Annotated in this window: 12 protein-coding genes; 6 read left to right on the plus strand and 6 right to left on the minus strand. The window is 58.9% G+C overall.

What is annotated here, in order from left to right; translation table 11 throughout:
• The first annotated feature begins 9 nt into the window (after positions 1-9).
• From purL to AC1EKE_RS03325, 6 genes are all read left to right on the plus strand, one after another.
• On the plus strand, positions 10-3,684 hold the full coding sequence (purL, locus tag AC1EKE_RS03300) for a phosphoribosylformylglycinamidine synthase (protein ID WP_480308182.1): 3,675 nt from the start codon (positions 10-12) through the stop codon (positions 3,682-3,684).
• Positions 3,685-3,713: 29 nt separating this feature from the next.
• Positions 3,714-4,367 carry a DUF805 domain-containing protein gene (locus AC1EKE_RS03305; protein ID WP_296164412.1) on the plus strand — a complete coding sequence of 218 codons (654 nt, stop codon included), beginning with the start codon at positions 3,714-3,716 and terminating at the stop codon, positions 4,365-4,367.
• A gap of 16 nt (positions 4,368-4,383) precedes the next feature.
• Positions 4,384-4,989, plus strand: coding sequence for a DUF805 domain-containing protein (locus AC1EKE_RS03310; RefSeq protein ID WP_480308184.1), 606 nt, complete (start codon positions 4,384-4,386; stop codon positions 4,987-4,989).
• A gap of 69 nt (positions 4,990-5,058) precedes the next feature.
• Positions 5,059-5,580: a DUF805 domain-containing protein gene (locus AC1EKE_RS03315; protein WP_480308185.1), complete on the plus strand. Its 522-nt coding sequence runs from the start codon at positions 5,059-5,061 to the stop codon at positions 5,578-5,580.
• 39 nt (positions 5,581-5,619) lie between these two features.
• Positions 5,620-6,237, plus strand: a complete 618-nt coding sequence (locus tag AC1EKE_RS03320) for a DUF805 domain-containing protein (protein ID WP_480308187.1) — start codon at positions 5,620-5,622, stop codon at positions 6,235-6,237.
• 122 nt (positions 6,238-6,359) lie between these two features.
• Positions 6,360-6,974, plus strand: a complete 615-nt coding sequence (locus AC1EKE_RS03325) for a DUF805 domain-containing protein (RefSeq protein ID WP_480308188.1) — start codon at positions 6,360-6,362, stop codon at positions 6,972-6,974.
• Positions 6,975-7,052: 78 nt separating this feature from the next.
• On the opposite strand, the gene gpmA is transcribed toward AC1EKE_RS03325, so the two are convergent.
• The 6 genes from gpmA to AC1EKE_RS03355 all read right to left on the minus strand — a co-directional run bounded on the left by gpmA (position 7,053) and on the right by AC1EKE_RS03355 (position 13,257).
• Positions 7,053-7,808, minus strand: a complete 756-nt coding sequence (gpmA, locus tag AC1EKE_RS03330) for a 2,3-diphosphoglycerate-dependent phosphoglycerate mutase (RefSeq protein ID WP_297128276.1) — start codon at positions 7,806-7,808, stop codon at positions 7,053-7,055.
• Positions 7,809-7,845: 37 nt separating this feature from the next.
• Positions 7,846-8,826 (minus strand): polyprenyl synthetase family protein, encoded by a 981-nt coding sequence (locus AC1EKE_RS03335; protein ID WP_480308189.1) that lies wholly within the window; start codon positions 8,824-8,826, stop codon positions 7,846-7,848.
• Between the two features lie 1,169 nt (positions 8,827-9,995).
• Entirely contained in the window at positions 9,996-10,517 is a 522-nt protein-coding gene (gene purE, locus AC1EKE_RS03340; RefSeq protein ID WP_296165151.1) for a 5-(carboxyamino)imidazole ribonucleotide mutase, read from the minus strand.
• 94 nt (positions 10,518-10,611) lie between these two features.
• Entirely contained in the window at positions 10,612-10,992 is a 381-nt protein-coding gene (gcvH, locus tag AC1EKE_RS03345; RefSeq protein ID WP_070464182.1) for a glycine cleavage system protein GcvH, read from the minus strand.
• A gap of 44 nt (positions 10,993-11,036) precedes the next feature.
• Positions 11,037-12,488, minus strand: a complete 1,452-nt coding sequence (gene rpoN, locus AC1EKE_RS03350; protein WP_480308191.1) for an RNA polymerase factor sigma-54 — start codon at positions 12,486-12,488, stop codon at positions 11,037-11,039.
• 97 nt (positions 12,489-12,585) lie between these two features.
• On the minus strand, positions 12,586-13,257 hold the full coding sequence (locus AC1EKE_RS03355; RefSeq protein ID WP_480308193.1) for a porin family protein: 672 nt from the start codon (positions 13,255-13,257) through the stop codon (positions 12,586-12,588).
• Positions 13,258-13,267 lie beyond the last annotated feature (10 nt).

Below are 13,267 nucleotides of genomic sequence, written 5' to 3' on the forward strand. Positions count from 1 at the left end.
GACTGAGATATGATATCTTTTTTCCGCAACTTCGGTACGGTCTATGCCGTACAGCACACCGCACCCCTGTCCGATGAGGATCACAAGACCCTCGGCTGGCTCTTCGATGGAGCCACGGAGGTCAAGGCTCCACTTGCGGGCACCTTCATCGGTCCGCGCGCGGAGATGATCACCCCGTGGAGTACCAATGCGACCGAGATCGCCCACACTGTCGGCATCGACTCCGTCGAGCGGGTGGAGGCCTTCCTCGAGGCTGAGCCGGGCGTGCCCTATGACAGGATGCTGCTGCGGCAGTACGAGACGCTGGACGAGGGACTCTTCGATACCAAGATCGAGAAGGCTCCCCTCCTGCCGGTGGAGGATCTGCGGAAGTACAATAGCGAGGAGGGTCTCGCTCTCTCCGATGAGGAGATCGACTACCTCGAGGGGGTGGCACGAGAGCTGGGGCGTCCGCTCACGGATGCGGAGCTCTTCGGCTTCTCGCAGGTGAATAGCGAGCACTGCCGGCACAAGATCTTTGGCGGCACCTTTGTCATCGATGGGGAGGAGATGCCGGAGAGCCTCTTCGGGATGATCAAGAAGACGAGTAAGCTCAATCCCAATGGCATCGTCTCTGCTTATGCAGATAATGTCGCCTTTGTGGAGGGACCGGAGGCGGAGTTTTTCGCCCCGGAGCGGATGGACTGCCCCGACCTCTACCGCACCGAGGAGACCGAGACGGTGCTGGCGCTGAAGGCTGAGACGCACAACTTCCCCACCACCGTGGAGCCCTTCAATGGTGCAGCCACAGGCTCCGGTGGTGAGATCCGCGACCGACTCGCCGGGGGTAAGGCGTGCCTGCCCATCGCCGGTGCTGCGGTCTACATGACGCCCTACACCCGGCTCGACAAGTCGCGCCGCTGGGAGAGCGCCATCACAGCCCGCCCCTGGCTCTACCAGACGCCTCAGGAGATCCTGACGAAGGCGAGCAACGGGGCATCAGACTTCGGAAATAAGTTTGGCCAGCCCTTGATCGTCGGTTCGCTCCTCACCTTTGAGCACCAGGAGGGCAGCGAAGTATGGGGGTACGACAAGGTGATCATGCTCGCCGGCGGGGTCGGTCTCGCACGGAAGCGCGATGCCGAGAAGGGCAAAGCCGAGGAGGGCGATGCCATCGTCGTGATGGGGGGAGACAACTACCGGATCGGTATGGGTGGTGGCGCCGTCTCGTCGGTAAATACCGGCAGCTACGCCGACGCCATTGAGCTCAATGCGATCCAGCGCTCCAATCCTGAGATGCAGAAGCGGGTCGCCAACGTCGTCCGAGCCATGGCGGAGGGGAAGCGCAATCCGATCATCTCCATCCATGACCACGGTGCCGGAGGGCATCTCAATTGCCTCTCCGAGCTGGTGGAGGAGACTGGTGGAGAGATCGACATCGACCGCCTGCCGATCGGTGACCCGACGCTCTCTGACAAGGAGATCCTGAGCAATGAGTCGCAGGAGCGTATGGGCATCCTGATCCATAAGGAGGACCTCGAGGACGTGCGCGCTATTGCCGAGCGGGAGCGTGCCCCCTTCTACCCCGTAGGAGAGGCCAAGGCGAGCGGGAAGCTAGTCTTTGACCACCAGGAGACAGGCGCACCGACGGCGCTGGATCTGCGGCTGAGCCACCTCTTCGGCTCCGCCCCCAAGACAATCATGGAGGATGAGACAAGGGAGACCACCTTTGCCGATCCCGACAAGAACCCGCTCGCCGGGCGGAAGCTCGCTGATGTCATCGCCGACGTGCAGCGGCTCGAGAGCGTCGGCTCCAAGGACTGGCTGACGAATAAGGTGGACCGCTCCGTCACCGGCAAGGTGGCGCGCCAGCAGTGCTGCGGTCCGCTCCAGCTGCCCCTCTCTGACCTCGGTGCCGTGGCGCTCGACTATCGGGGTGTGGCGGGTATGGCGATGGCCCTCGGTCACGCACCGGTGGCAGCGATGATCTCCGCCGAGGCGGGCTCCCGTCTCGCCATCGCCGAGTCGCTGACCAATATCGTCGGCGCACCCCTACGGAAGGGGCTCGAGAGCGTCTCGCTCTCCGCCAACTGGATGTGGCCTTGTCGCAACCCCGGTGAGGATGCCCGGCTCTACGCTGCCGTCAGGGCGGCATCCGACTTTGCCATAGCCCTCGGGATCAATATCCCGACCGGCAAGGACTCCCTCTCGATGACCCAGACCTACCCAGACGGGCAGCGGGTCACCGCTCCCGGTACACTGATCGTCACTGCGGGAGCCGAGGTGACCGACGTCCGCCAGATCCCCGACCCGGTGATGAAGGATGCCCCGGGGAGTGCGGTGCTGTACGTCGACTTCTCCTTCTGCAATCGTCACCTCGGAGGCTCTGCTCTCTACCAGACGCTCGGCAAGGTGGGCTCCACCGCACCCGACATCGTGGACGTGGACTACTTTGCTGACGCCTTCGGTGCGATCCAGGAGCTGGTCAATGAGGGGAAGATCCTAGCGATCCACGACCTGTCCGCCGGCGGTCTCGTCACCGCTCTCCTCGAGATGTGCTATGCGCGCACCAAGGGTGGCCTGCAGCTCTCAGCCGATCTCCTAAGCGAGGGACCGCTGGAGGAGGTGCTCTTTGCCGAGAACCCCGGCGTGCTGATCCAGGTGGCTGACCCGGAGGGCGTGATGAAGTCACTCGAGGAGGCGGGTGTCGCCTCTGTCATCGCCGCCCTCCCGATCGAGGAGCGGCTGATGCGCATCGGCAAGGAGGAGATAGACATCGATGAGATGCGCCGTGCCTGGCAGACGCCGTCGCGCCTTATGGAGCCTGAGCAGGCATCCAAGGGGTGCGCCGAGTCGAGGGCAAGGGAGCAGTTCGCTCAGCCGCTGGACTACCGGCTACGCCCCGAGCAGAGACGCACGCTCGCCGACTACGGCAAGAGCCGGGATCGGAAGGAGCGGAGCGGCATCACCTGCGCCATCATCCGCGACAAGGGGACCAATGGCGAGCGAGAGATGGCCTACGCCCTCTGGCTGGCCGGCTTCGACGTGCGGGATGTCCACATGAGCGACCTGATGAGCGGTCGCGAGACGCTGGAGGAGTGCCGGATGATCGTCTTCTGTGGAGGCTTCTCCCACAGCGATGTGCTGGGGGCGGCGACCGGCTTTGCTGCAGGCTTCCGGTACAACGATCGGGCCAGCGAGGCGCTGCGGAAGTTTTACGCCCACCCCGACACCCTCTCTCTCGGCATCTGTAACGGCTGCCAGCTGATGGGGAAGCTGGACCTCCTCTACGGCGAGGAGCGGAGCTTCCGTCTGCTGCACAATGAGAGTGGAAAATTTGAGTCCACCTTCCTCACCCTCGAGATCCCCGAGACGAATAGCGTGATGCTCGGCAGCCTTGCCGGCACGAAGCTCGGTTGCTGGGTGGCACACGGCGAGGGGCGCTTTGACCTCTCGGCAGACCCCCACAGCTACTCGGTGGCCGTCCACTACGGCTACGAGGCCTACCCGGGCAATCCCAATGGCTCACCCGACCGCATCGCGGCGCTCGTGAGCGACGACGGGCGTCATCTCGCGATGATGCCCCACCCTGAGCGGTCCGTCTTCCCCTGGCAGTGTGGGTACTACCCTGAGGCAGGGGACGAGGTGACGCCATGGTTTGAGGCTTTTGTCAATGCCTACGAGTGGTGTCGGGCACACCGCTGAGCAGGCTTATATTATAGACTTCATCTATCATGAGTAAAACGAATCATCAACAGGCGGAGAAGCCGCGACCACATCAGTACGTCGATGAGGAGTACTCCGCACCGGCGATACAGGAGGAGCCTCGGAGCCTCTGGGGCTGGTTTGTCCGCTGCATCACGACCCGCTATGCCGACCTGAGTGGTCGAGCGCGTCGCTTTGCCTTTTGGAGCTTTGTCACTTTCTACGCCGTCTTCGTACTGCTGGCGGTGCTGATCTGCTGCGTGGAGACCTACTTCTCGATCAAGGGGTATGGACCCTCCGAGGTGGAGCTGAGCAATCCCGGCTTCTACCTCGACATGGCACAGGGGACCTGGACCTTCTGGCTCATACCGCTGGTGCTGGCGATCTTCTTCATCCCCATGGTGACGGTGACGGTGCGACGCTTCCACGACGTGGGCATATCGACCGGGGTCTTCCTGATCCTCTTTGCGGTGCAGTTCTTCTTCCTCGTCATGGGGCTGATCGACAGCGACATCGCTGAGGGCGAGCTGGAGGCGACGCTCAACTTCATCTCCGAGCTGGTGGTCTGTGGCTTCCATCTCTTTGTCGTCGTCGTGGCGCTGATGCCGGGGAAGAATGGGCCCAATAGGTATGGTCCCGACCCGAAGCGCCGCGGGGCACAGATGGACATCGAGATCGTCTGACCCGGTGGCTGACCTTATGGAGCAAGCTCCCCGCATACCGGGAGAGCGACACCTGACGCTGTGGAGCTACTTCTGGACTGCGCTCACGCGCCGGTATGGTAGCTTCGACGGGCGGTCGAGGAGGCTGGAGTTTTGGAGCTACTACCTCTTCATCGTCCTCTTTTACCTCCTCATCCTTGCAGCGCAGGCACTACTGGACGGGGTGGAAGTGACGAGGGCGACACTGATCACCCCCTTCGGCATAGAGGGGATCCTCTCCGGCTACGGCGACCGACCCTACTTCGATGCGCCGATGCTGGTGTGGGTGATCCGGCTGCTCTCCGTCGTGCTCTTTGTCCCGACGCTCGCCGTGAGCTGTAGGCGGTACCACGATGTGGGTCTGCCGGCGTGGCTCTTTTGGATACTCCGCGGGACGGCACTCGCCTGGGCGACAGTCGTGGCGCTGAAGTACGGGGCAGCGGACCTCGGGAACTCACTCTTCCGCATACTCTCCATTGTCGTCGGCATCGTCGCCCTCGCTGACCTCGTGATCCACCTCCTGCCGGGGCAGAAGGGCGCCAATAGGTATGGCCCCGATCCCCGTCAGAGCCTGCCACCGAAGCCGGAGGTGGTTTTGCGGTAGAAATAAATTGGTATCTTTATCCTGTCTCTCAGCTAAGGGAGGCAGGATATTTTTTTGCACTCAACTATTATGATACCAAGCAAGCAAGTAGAGGAGCAGGAGTCACTCTTCCGGATCTTTATCTCATGTATGACTCGCAAGTGTGTCACCTTTACAGGCAGGGCACGGAGGAGGGAATTTTGGGGGTATATGCTCTTTGCGATCCTCTTCGGGGGATTGCTGTGCGGCATCGTCGCCGGGGCGTCCTCTCTCGGATGGATAGACGTCACGGACCCGCTCGCCGGCTCAGGCGTCATCATCACCTGTATCGTCGGGCTGCTCGCCCTCTGGCTCCTCCTCGCCGGGATGGCAGTGGCGGTGCGTCGCTTCCATGACTGCAACCTGCCTGCCTGGCCTGTCCTGCTGGGTATGCTGCTCATCCTGCTGCCGATCCCGCTCTTCTTTACCCCCTATGGCGGTCTCGGGGGTCCGGGATTCTTTGTCCTGTCGATGCTCCTCGCCGCCTGTGCGCTGATCTTCATCCTCGGCGTTGCGATCATCCCCGGGGGTAAGAAAAAGAATAAGTACGGTCTCGCTCCCAAGGGCGAGTGATATACTCATAACCTCTAACCTCTAAATACAAACTTGAAAATGGAAGTGATCCAAAACAACAACACCGCCCCGCAGGGCGAAAATCTCTCTGTCTGGGGCTACTTCGTCCGCTGCATCACGAAGAAGTACTCTGACTTCTCCGGACGGGCGCGCCGCAAAGAGTGGTGGAGCTTTGCCCTCTTTGAGTTACTCATTACCTCGCTCCTGTCCATCCCCATGGGGATGACCTTCGGTGAAGAATTCGCAGCCGATCCGGAGATGGTGCAGTATATGGCACAGAACCCCAGCGATATGCAGCAGTACATCTACTCGCTTATGGGTGGCAACGTATTCTTCTGGGCTTTGACGATCGTGGGGATCCTACTACTGGTGCCGACGCTGGCGGTAGGCTGTCGTCGCTTCCACGATGTGGGACTCTCCACCGGTCTCTTCTGGGTGGTCGGCGGGCTGTCGGTCCTCAGTACCATTATCAGCCTGCTTATGGTGATCGCTCCGGGAGTCATCCCCCAAGCTTTGACAGGTATTGTCTCTTTCCTTTCAATGCTCGCCGGACTGGCTATGCTGGTTGTCGCCTTTATCCCCGGCAAGACCGGTCCCAACGCCTATGGGCCCGATCCCAAGCCCGCCCCCACCTATGAGGGCTACGGTCAGATCTGATCGGTAAGGAGAAAAGCAAAAGAGAGGCTGTGTCAGGACTGGCGACACATCCTCTCTTTGGTATAGCGGGGTAGCTTGCTTCTCCTGACCTCGCTCAAAACGCTTACATACAAACTTTTACAATGGAAGTGATCCAAAACAACAACACCGCCCCGCAGGGCGAAAATCTCTCCCTCTGGGGCTACTTTGTCCGCTGCATCACGAAGAAGTACTCCGACTTCTCCGGTAGGGCGCGCCGCAAGGAGTGGTGGAGCTATATCCTCTTTCAGCTACTCATCTTCATTGTGCCGGTGGTCCTTTTTGTGGCGACCTCTGTTGGAGAAATGATGTCCGATCCCGACACAATGCAGTATATGTCACAAAATCCCGATGATGAGGAGTACATCTTCTCGCTTATGTCCGGGAACGTTTACTTCTGGGCTATGATGATCGTGGGGCTGTTGCTTTTCGTTCCTTGGCTTGCGGTTACTTGTCGCCGCTTTCACGATGTGGGACTCTCCACCGGACTCTTCTGGGTAGTCGGTGGACTGACGATCCTCAATAACGTCATCGCTTTGCTTGTCATGATCGAACCAGGAGTCGTCCCCCATGCAGTGACAAGTATCAGTAAAATCCTTTCTTACCTAACAGGACTGGTGGTGCTGGTCATCGCCTTTATCCCCGGCAAGATCGGTCCCAATGCCTATGGACCTGATCCCAAGCCCGCCCCCACCTATGAGGGCTACGGTCAGATCTGATCGGTAATAGGGAAAAGCCAAAGAGAGGCTGTGCCGCAAGTTGCGACACAGCCTCTCTTTTGGTATAAGTGGGGAAGCTTACTTCTTAGCCTTGCCCTGGTTGGCAACGGCATCCATCAGCTTCTTGATCGTCTCCGGATCGCCGAGGAAGTAGTCCTTGATCACGCGATAGTTGTCGGTCTCGTCGAGCTCAAAGACGTAGGGGATGCCGGTCGGGAGGTTCAGCGCGGGGATATCCTCGTCAGAGATCCCCTTCAGCACCTTGACGATACCGCGGAGGGAGTTGCCGTGAGCGGCGACGATGACATCCTCATTGTCCTTCAGCGATGGCAGGATCTCCTCGTGGAGGTAGGGGAGGATCCGCTCCACGGTCTCCTTGAGGCTCTCCGTGAGAGGCAGGTCCTTCGGGTCCACGTGAGCGTAGCGCGTGTCCTGGAAGGGGCTGCGAGGATCGTCCTTCTCCAGCTCCGTGGGCGGTACGTCGTAGCTACGGCGCCAGACGTGCACCTGCTCGTCGCCATACTTCTCTGCAGTCTCAGCCTTATTGAGACCCTGCAGCATGCCATAGTGCTTCTCATTGAGGCGCCAGGTCTTGCGGACGGGGATCCAGTCGAGATCCATCTTATCGAGGATGATATTGAGGGTCTTGATGGCACGCTTGAGGTAGCTGGTGTAGGCGAGGGTGAAGTGAAATCCATTCTCCTTCAGCGTCTTGCCTGCAGCGGCAGCCTCCTGGATACCCTTATCGGTCAGGTCCACATCGGTCCATCCGGTAAAGCGATTCTCCAGGTTCCACTCACTCTGTCCGTGGCGTACCAGTACTAATCTTCTCATACTTTGTCTCTAATTATTTTGTGAAAAAATAGGCCGTTTACTTCTCTCGCTCTGCAATGTAGTCGCACAGCCGGTAGAGCAGGTCGAGACTACGCCCCTCGGGGATCACCCGGGCGTAGTGCTCCTTCGCCTCGCTCAGGAGGCGATGCATCTGTTGCTCAGCGTAGTCGATCCCACCGTACTCTATGGCGAAGTCGGTCAGGGAGCGTATGTCCTCCTCACTCAGCTCGGTCTGTCGGAGCAGTCGTCGAGCGTGCTCCCCCTTGCGCCCGCTATGCTCCAGGGCGTAGATGAGAGGAAGGGTCACCTTATGCTCCCGCAGATCGTTGCCGGCGGGCTTGTCCAGTTCCGGCGTGGGGAGGTAGTCAAATAGGTCGTCCCGGATCTGGAAAGCCATACCCAGGCTCAGCGTCGCCTCGCTGATCTCGAGCGTAGTCTCCTCGTCCTTCCTGCCGGCGAGGATCGCCCCGAGGGTGGCAGAGGCGGCCAGTAGGGAGGCGGTCTTGCGACGGATGATGTCGTAGTACCACTCCTCACTCGTCTCGGCCAGCTGTGCGGCATCGTCCTGCATCAGCTCGCCCTCCGTGAGCGACTCACCCACGTGGCTCAGGATCTGTAGCACGAGTGGCTCCTCCAGCTCCACGGCAAGGAGGATCGCCCTGGAGAGCACATAGTCCCCCATCAGCACCGCCTTACGATTGCCGAAGAGCACATGGAGCGCCTGAGTCCCGCGACGTGTGTCGCTATCGTCGATCACATCGTCGTGGATCAGAGTGGCGATATGGATCATCTCGATAAATGTCCCGCCCCGGACCACCCGGTCCGAGATCTCGCCGTAAGCGGAGGCGACGACACCCATCAGCATCGACCGGAGTCTCTTGCCCGGGTGACGACGGAAAAGCTCCACCGCGTGGCGCAGCGAGGGGGAGTCACTCTCCAGCGTCTCCCCCATCAATTGGTCGATGCGGTCGGAGATGCTGGCGATATCCTCGGGGAGGTTGTCGAAGAAATTACTCATACTCATACTACACCACAAATTTACACAATTATTGCCGCTGACTAAAACACTCCCGCCCGTAATCAGGAGTGACGCATTAGAGCCTTACAGAAGTCATTCGAATGCGTCATCTCTGTCAATAAATTTAATCCATGGAAAAAGTATGCTTGCTAAAGATAATGCTTGTCGAACATAATAGGACCGACTCGAAGTCTGATGAGCCGGGAGGGGGGGGCGAGGAAACGGAGGAGGTGGATTGGTGGGGTGGGTGGTGACAAAAGTTTCCAAAGGCTCTAACTACTTCCTCATCCACTATCTATTGCCTTAGCTGTGGAGCCCATAAGGGAGGGGTGTCCCATGCCCGTGGATAGGCGCTCTATCTAATACCGATATTAGTGAAGTCTAATACCGATATTAGATTTCTCTAATATCGGTATTAGAGATTTCTCTGAGGAGCGGGCTGATCGGGCAGGGGGTGACGCACTCGGTGGGAAGGCTTGATGGTGCGACACCCTTGAGGGTGCTTCGTTTGCTAACCTTCAGAATGAGCTGCGTGGCTTCTGTACTACTCAAATGCGTCACCCCTGCCCGTGATTATCCCCTCCCCTACCGATTGGGGACCCCTCCTTCTCAATACCGGGCCAGGTGGATTCCGACTTAAAGAAAGGACTGGCTGTAGGGGCGAGACTTGCAAATGCGAATTGATTTTCCTACCTTTGTGATACAAAGAAATAAGAAGCGAGAGCGCTTCGCTACCTCCACAAGAGGTGGTATCTAAGTATAGACATTCGCGTCGGGCACACGGGAAACTCGTCAATATTAAAACAATTCCGAGACCCTTGGATCTTGCGATGGCGTGCCGCTGCTCTTTATGGGCGGGCGGATTACAAAGCACGATTCATCCTCAAATCCTTACTTTCGGAGTTATCCAAAGTCCCCGGCGCGATCTTATAAGGGCTCGCAGAGTGGTCATCCATCCTGCGAGCCCTTTCTCTGTCCGTATGAGACAGGTATCAATTGAGAATGTTGCACGAAGTGCCATTCTCGCACATTTGTTTCAAATGTGCTGAGACTTTGCACGAAGGATGAGATGCAAGGCGCTGAGGATGAGGCCGAAGGGAGCGTACTCACGTACGTGACCGAGGCCGAATTCCGAAAGCAACGCAGCGGATCGCCTTCGTGCAACAGTCTCAATTGGTCTTGTACCTGTAGTCCTTCACCTCAGCGAGGTCGGCATTAGCCTTGACGATTTTCTGCTTCAGCCCCTCCTTGTAGGCGCGGTAGCGCTCGGCGAGCTCCCTATCGGCGACGGCGAGGATCTGCACGGCGAGGAGTGCGGCATTGAGCGAGCCATTGATGCCCACGGTGGCGACGGGGATGCCGCCGGGCATCTGGACGATGGCGAGGAGCGCATCCATACCGGAGAGGGTGGAGGCGATCGGGACGCCGATCACCGGGACGGTGGTCTGCGCAGCGATGACACCACAGAGGTGTGCCGCCATGCCGGCTGCAGCGATGATGACGCGGATGCCGCGCTCCTCAGCGTGGGTGGCGAAGTCGGTCACCTCCTCGGGAGTGCGGTGGGCGGAGAGCGCCAGGAGCTCAAAGGGGATCTCCATCTGCTCGAGGAGGTCGAGCGCTTTCTTCATCACCGGCAGGTCGCTGGTGCTGCCCATGATGACGCTGACGATGGGCTTACTCTTATCAGCCATAGCTTAGTAGTCTCTTTATATGTAAAAAAATAGGGGAGAGAGCACGACACAAGTCGCCTCTCTCCCCTTGTATTGTCATGATCTCCGAAGTAGATTACTTCTCCACCAGAGCCTTGTAGTCAGCGGCAGAGAGGAGTCCCTCTATGGCACCGGCATCAGCGACCTTGCCCTTGATGATCCAGCCCTTGCCGTAGGGGTCCTGATTGACCAGCTCGGGTGCATCCTCGAGCTCAGCATTGGCCTCCTCGACGTCAATGGTGCAGGGAGCGATCAGGTCAGAGACCGTCTTGACCGCCTCGATGGAGCCGAATGCCTCACCGCCCTCTACGGTGCTGCCCTCGCTGTCGACGTCGACGAATACGATGTCTCCCAGCTCCTGCTGAGCGAAGTCGGTGATGCCGACGGTTACTTGATCACCCTCTACGAGGATCCACTCGTGGTCCTGGGTGTACTTCAGGTTTTCAGGAAAGTTCATAGTGTTGTCTATTGTTTTGGTTGGCAAATATTTCCAGTACAAATTTAGAATTCTTTTCTCAATCTTGCAACAGGGATTCCCATCCCATCCCTATACTTGGCGACGGTGCGGCGCGCCACATCGTAGCCGCGCTCGTCGAGTGCCCTGCTGAGCGCCTCATCGGAGAGCGGGCGACGCTTGTCCTCCTCGTCGATGATCTCTCGGAGGATCTGCCGCACATGGCGGGTAGAGATCTCCTCGCCATCGTTGCGCATCGTACCCTCGCTGAAGAAGTGGCGTAGCGGGAAGGTGCCAAAGTCGGTCTGCACATACTTGGTCGAGGTGACCCGAGAGATCGTGCTGATGTCGTACCCGATGCGGTCAGCGACGTCCTTGAGGATCATCGGTCGCAGGGTCGACATATCACCGCTGAGAAAGTACTCGCGCTGCATATCCACGATACACATCATCGTGGACATAAGGGTTTCACGCCTCTGGCGGATCATATCGACGAAGGTGCGGGCGGCGTCGAGCTTACCCTTGACAAACTTCCCGGTCTCGCGCTGCTCCCTCGGCAGGCTCCTCAGGTCACCGGTATAGGCGCTCATCTCGTCCTCAAACTGGCGATTGACCCTCACCTCGGGTATGTCGCCATTATTCAGCGTCACCACGAGGTCGCCATTGCTCTCCGTGACGACGAAGTCGGGGATGACCGTCTGGGCATTTCCCTCCATCCGGGTGCCAAAGTCGAGCCCGGGGGTGGGATTGAGCGAGACGATCAGCCGGATCGCCTCGCGGATCTGGTCGTCATCGGCATCGCACGCCTCGCTGAGGGCGCTGTAGTGCCGCTTGGAGAGATCATCGAAGTGATCGGTGAGGAGTCGCTTGGCAAGGCTGATGGTCGTCGTCTCAGGGGTACGCCGCTCCAGCTGCAGGAGGAGACAGTCCCTCAGATCCCTCGCACCCACACCGGGCGGGTCGAGAGCCCGTATCGCCCGTACGACTGCCTCCACCTCCTCCGTACTGCAGTAGATCCCCTGATAGATGGCGAGATCGTCCGTCAGCCCCTCCGTCGTCTGCCTCAGGTAGCCGTCGTCCTCGAGACTGCCGATGACGAAGGCGGCTATCTGTCGCTGCTCCTCATCGAGATCGGTCATGTAGAGCTGCCGGCGGAGGTACTCCGTGAGCGTCGGTGTGTCGGCAAAGGGGATCTCTGTCGCCGAGGCACCCTCCGAGCGGGCGGTATGCTTGTAGGCAGAGCCGGGGATCTCATCCACATCGGTGTAGTCATCGGCATCGATGCTCTCCACGACGTCCCCCTCACCATCAGGCAAGTCCTCGTAGTCTCCCGGCTCATCGCTCCCCTCCTCAAGTGCGGGGTTGCGCTCTAGCTCCTGCTTGATGCGCTGTGAGAGCTCCGTCTGCGGGAGCATCACCATCTGCATCAGCTGGATCTGCCGAGCGGAGAGCTTCTGCCGCTGCTTTAGTTTCTGCTTATTACCTCCGTTTCCGGTCATACACTGTCACTCTTATGGGACAAATGTACGAAGAAAAGGCGGGTCGCCTCAGTTAAGAGACGACCCGCCTGTATTAAATAAGGCTCTAACCTATGGATCAGAAGCGGTAGCCGACAGTAACGAAGAAGTTGCTGTTGCGGATAGCCTTATCCTTATCGGCCTTCTTCCAGTTGTCGTTACGGATGTCACCGATACCGAACTGAGTACCCACACCTACCTGGAAGTGGTTGTACTCCACACCGGCACCGACCTGAGCACCCCAGTCGAGACGATTAAGCATGCCGTTATCCTTGTCGAAGGGCTTGATATCCTTCTCGGACTTACCCTCGAGACCAAAGAGCTTACCCTCGCCGGTCACCTTACCACCGACACCTACACCGAGATAGGGACCGGCATTGACGAAGACGCCGAGGTCATTGCCAAGGTCAAAAGAGAAGTTGGCGAGGACGGGGATGTCCACGTAGTAGAGGCTGGTGGTGGTGCTGAGACCAGCCTTGTCGTTCTTCTTGATCTCACCCACCTTGTAGCCCTTCATAGCGAAGTCTACACCGGGCTGGATGGAGATGCGGCTCATACCACCATCGTAGACGGTGATGTCGGCAGCGGCACCTACACGGGCTCCGTGAGTGATCTTGGTGTCGATAGAGCTACCGGTGATGTTGGCAGCCTGGTAGCCACCACGTACGATGAAGCCGATCTGAGCGTTGGCAGTTGCACCGAGGGCAAATACTCCGAGGAGTGAGCCGAGGATTACGTTTCTTAGTTTCATAATCTTGTAA

The organism is Porphyromonas sp. C0041D3 (assembly GCF_056590575.1).

Bases quoted from the DNA above. Each gene is read 5' to 3' on its own strand.
- purL (WP_480308182.1), top strand. From the start codon at position 10: ATGATATCTTTTTTCCGCAACTTCGGTACGGTCTATGCCGTACAGCAC.
- AC1EKE_RS03305 (WP_296164412.1), top strand. From the start codon at position 3,714: ATGAGTAAAACGAATCATCAACAGGCGGAGAAGCCGCGACCACATCAG.
- AC1EKE_RS03310 (WP_480308184.1), top strand. From the start codon at position 4,384: ATGGAGCAAGCTCCCCGCATACCGGGAGAGCGACACCTGACGCTGTGG.
- AC1EKE_RS03315 (WP_480308185.1), top strand. From the start codon at position 5,059: ATGATACCAAGCAAGCAAGTAGAGGAGCAGGAGTCACTCTTCCGGATC.
- AC1EKE_RS03320 (WP_480308187.1), top strand. From the start codon at position 5,620: ATGGAAGTGATCCAAAACAACAACACCGCCCCGCAGGGCGAAAATCTC.
- AC1EKE_RS03325 (WP_480308188.1), top strand. From the start codon at position 6,360: ATGGAAGTGATCCAAAACAACAACACCGCCCCGCAGGGCGAAAATCTC.
- gpmA (WP_297128276.1), bottom strand. From the start codon at position 7,808: ATGAGAAGATTAGTACTGGTACGCCACGGACAGAGTGAGTGGAACCTG.
- AC1EKE_RS03335 (WP_480308189.1), bottom strand. From the start codon at position 8,826: ATGAGTAATTTCTTCGACAACCTCCCCGAGGATATCGCCAGCATCTCC.
- purE (WP_296165151.1), bottom strand. From the start codon at position 10,517: ATGGCTGATAAGAGTAAGCCCATCGTCAGCGTCATCATGGGCAGCACC.
- gcvH (WP_070464182.1), bottom strand. From the start codon at position 10,992: ATGAACTTTCCTGAAAACCTGAAGTACACCCAGGACCACGAGTGGATC.
- rpoN (WP_480308191.1), bottom strand. From the start codon at position 12,488: ATGACCGGAAACGGAGGTAATAAGCAGAAACTAAAGCAGCGGCAGAAG.
- AC1EKE_RS03355 (WP_480308193.1), bottom strand. From the start codon at position 13,257: ATGAAACTAAGAAACGTAATCCTCGGCTCACTCCTCGGAGTATTTGCC.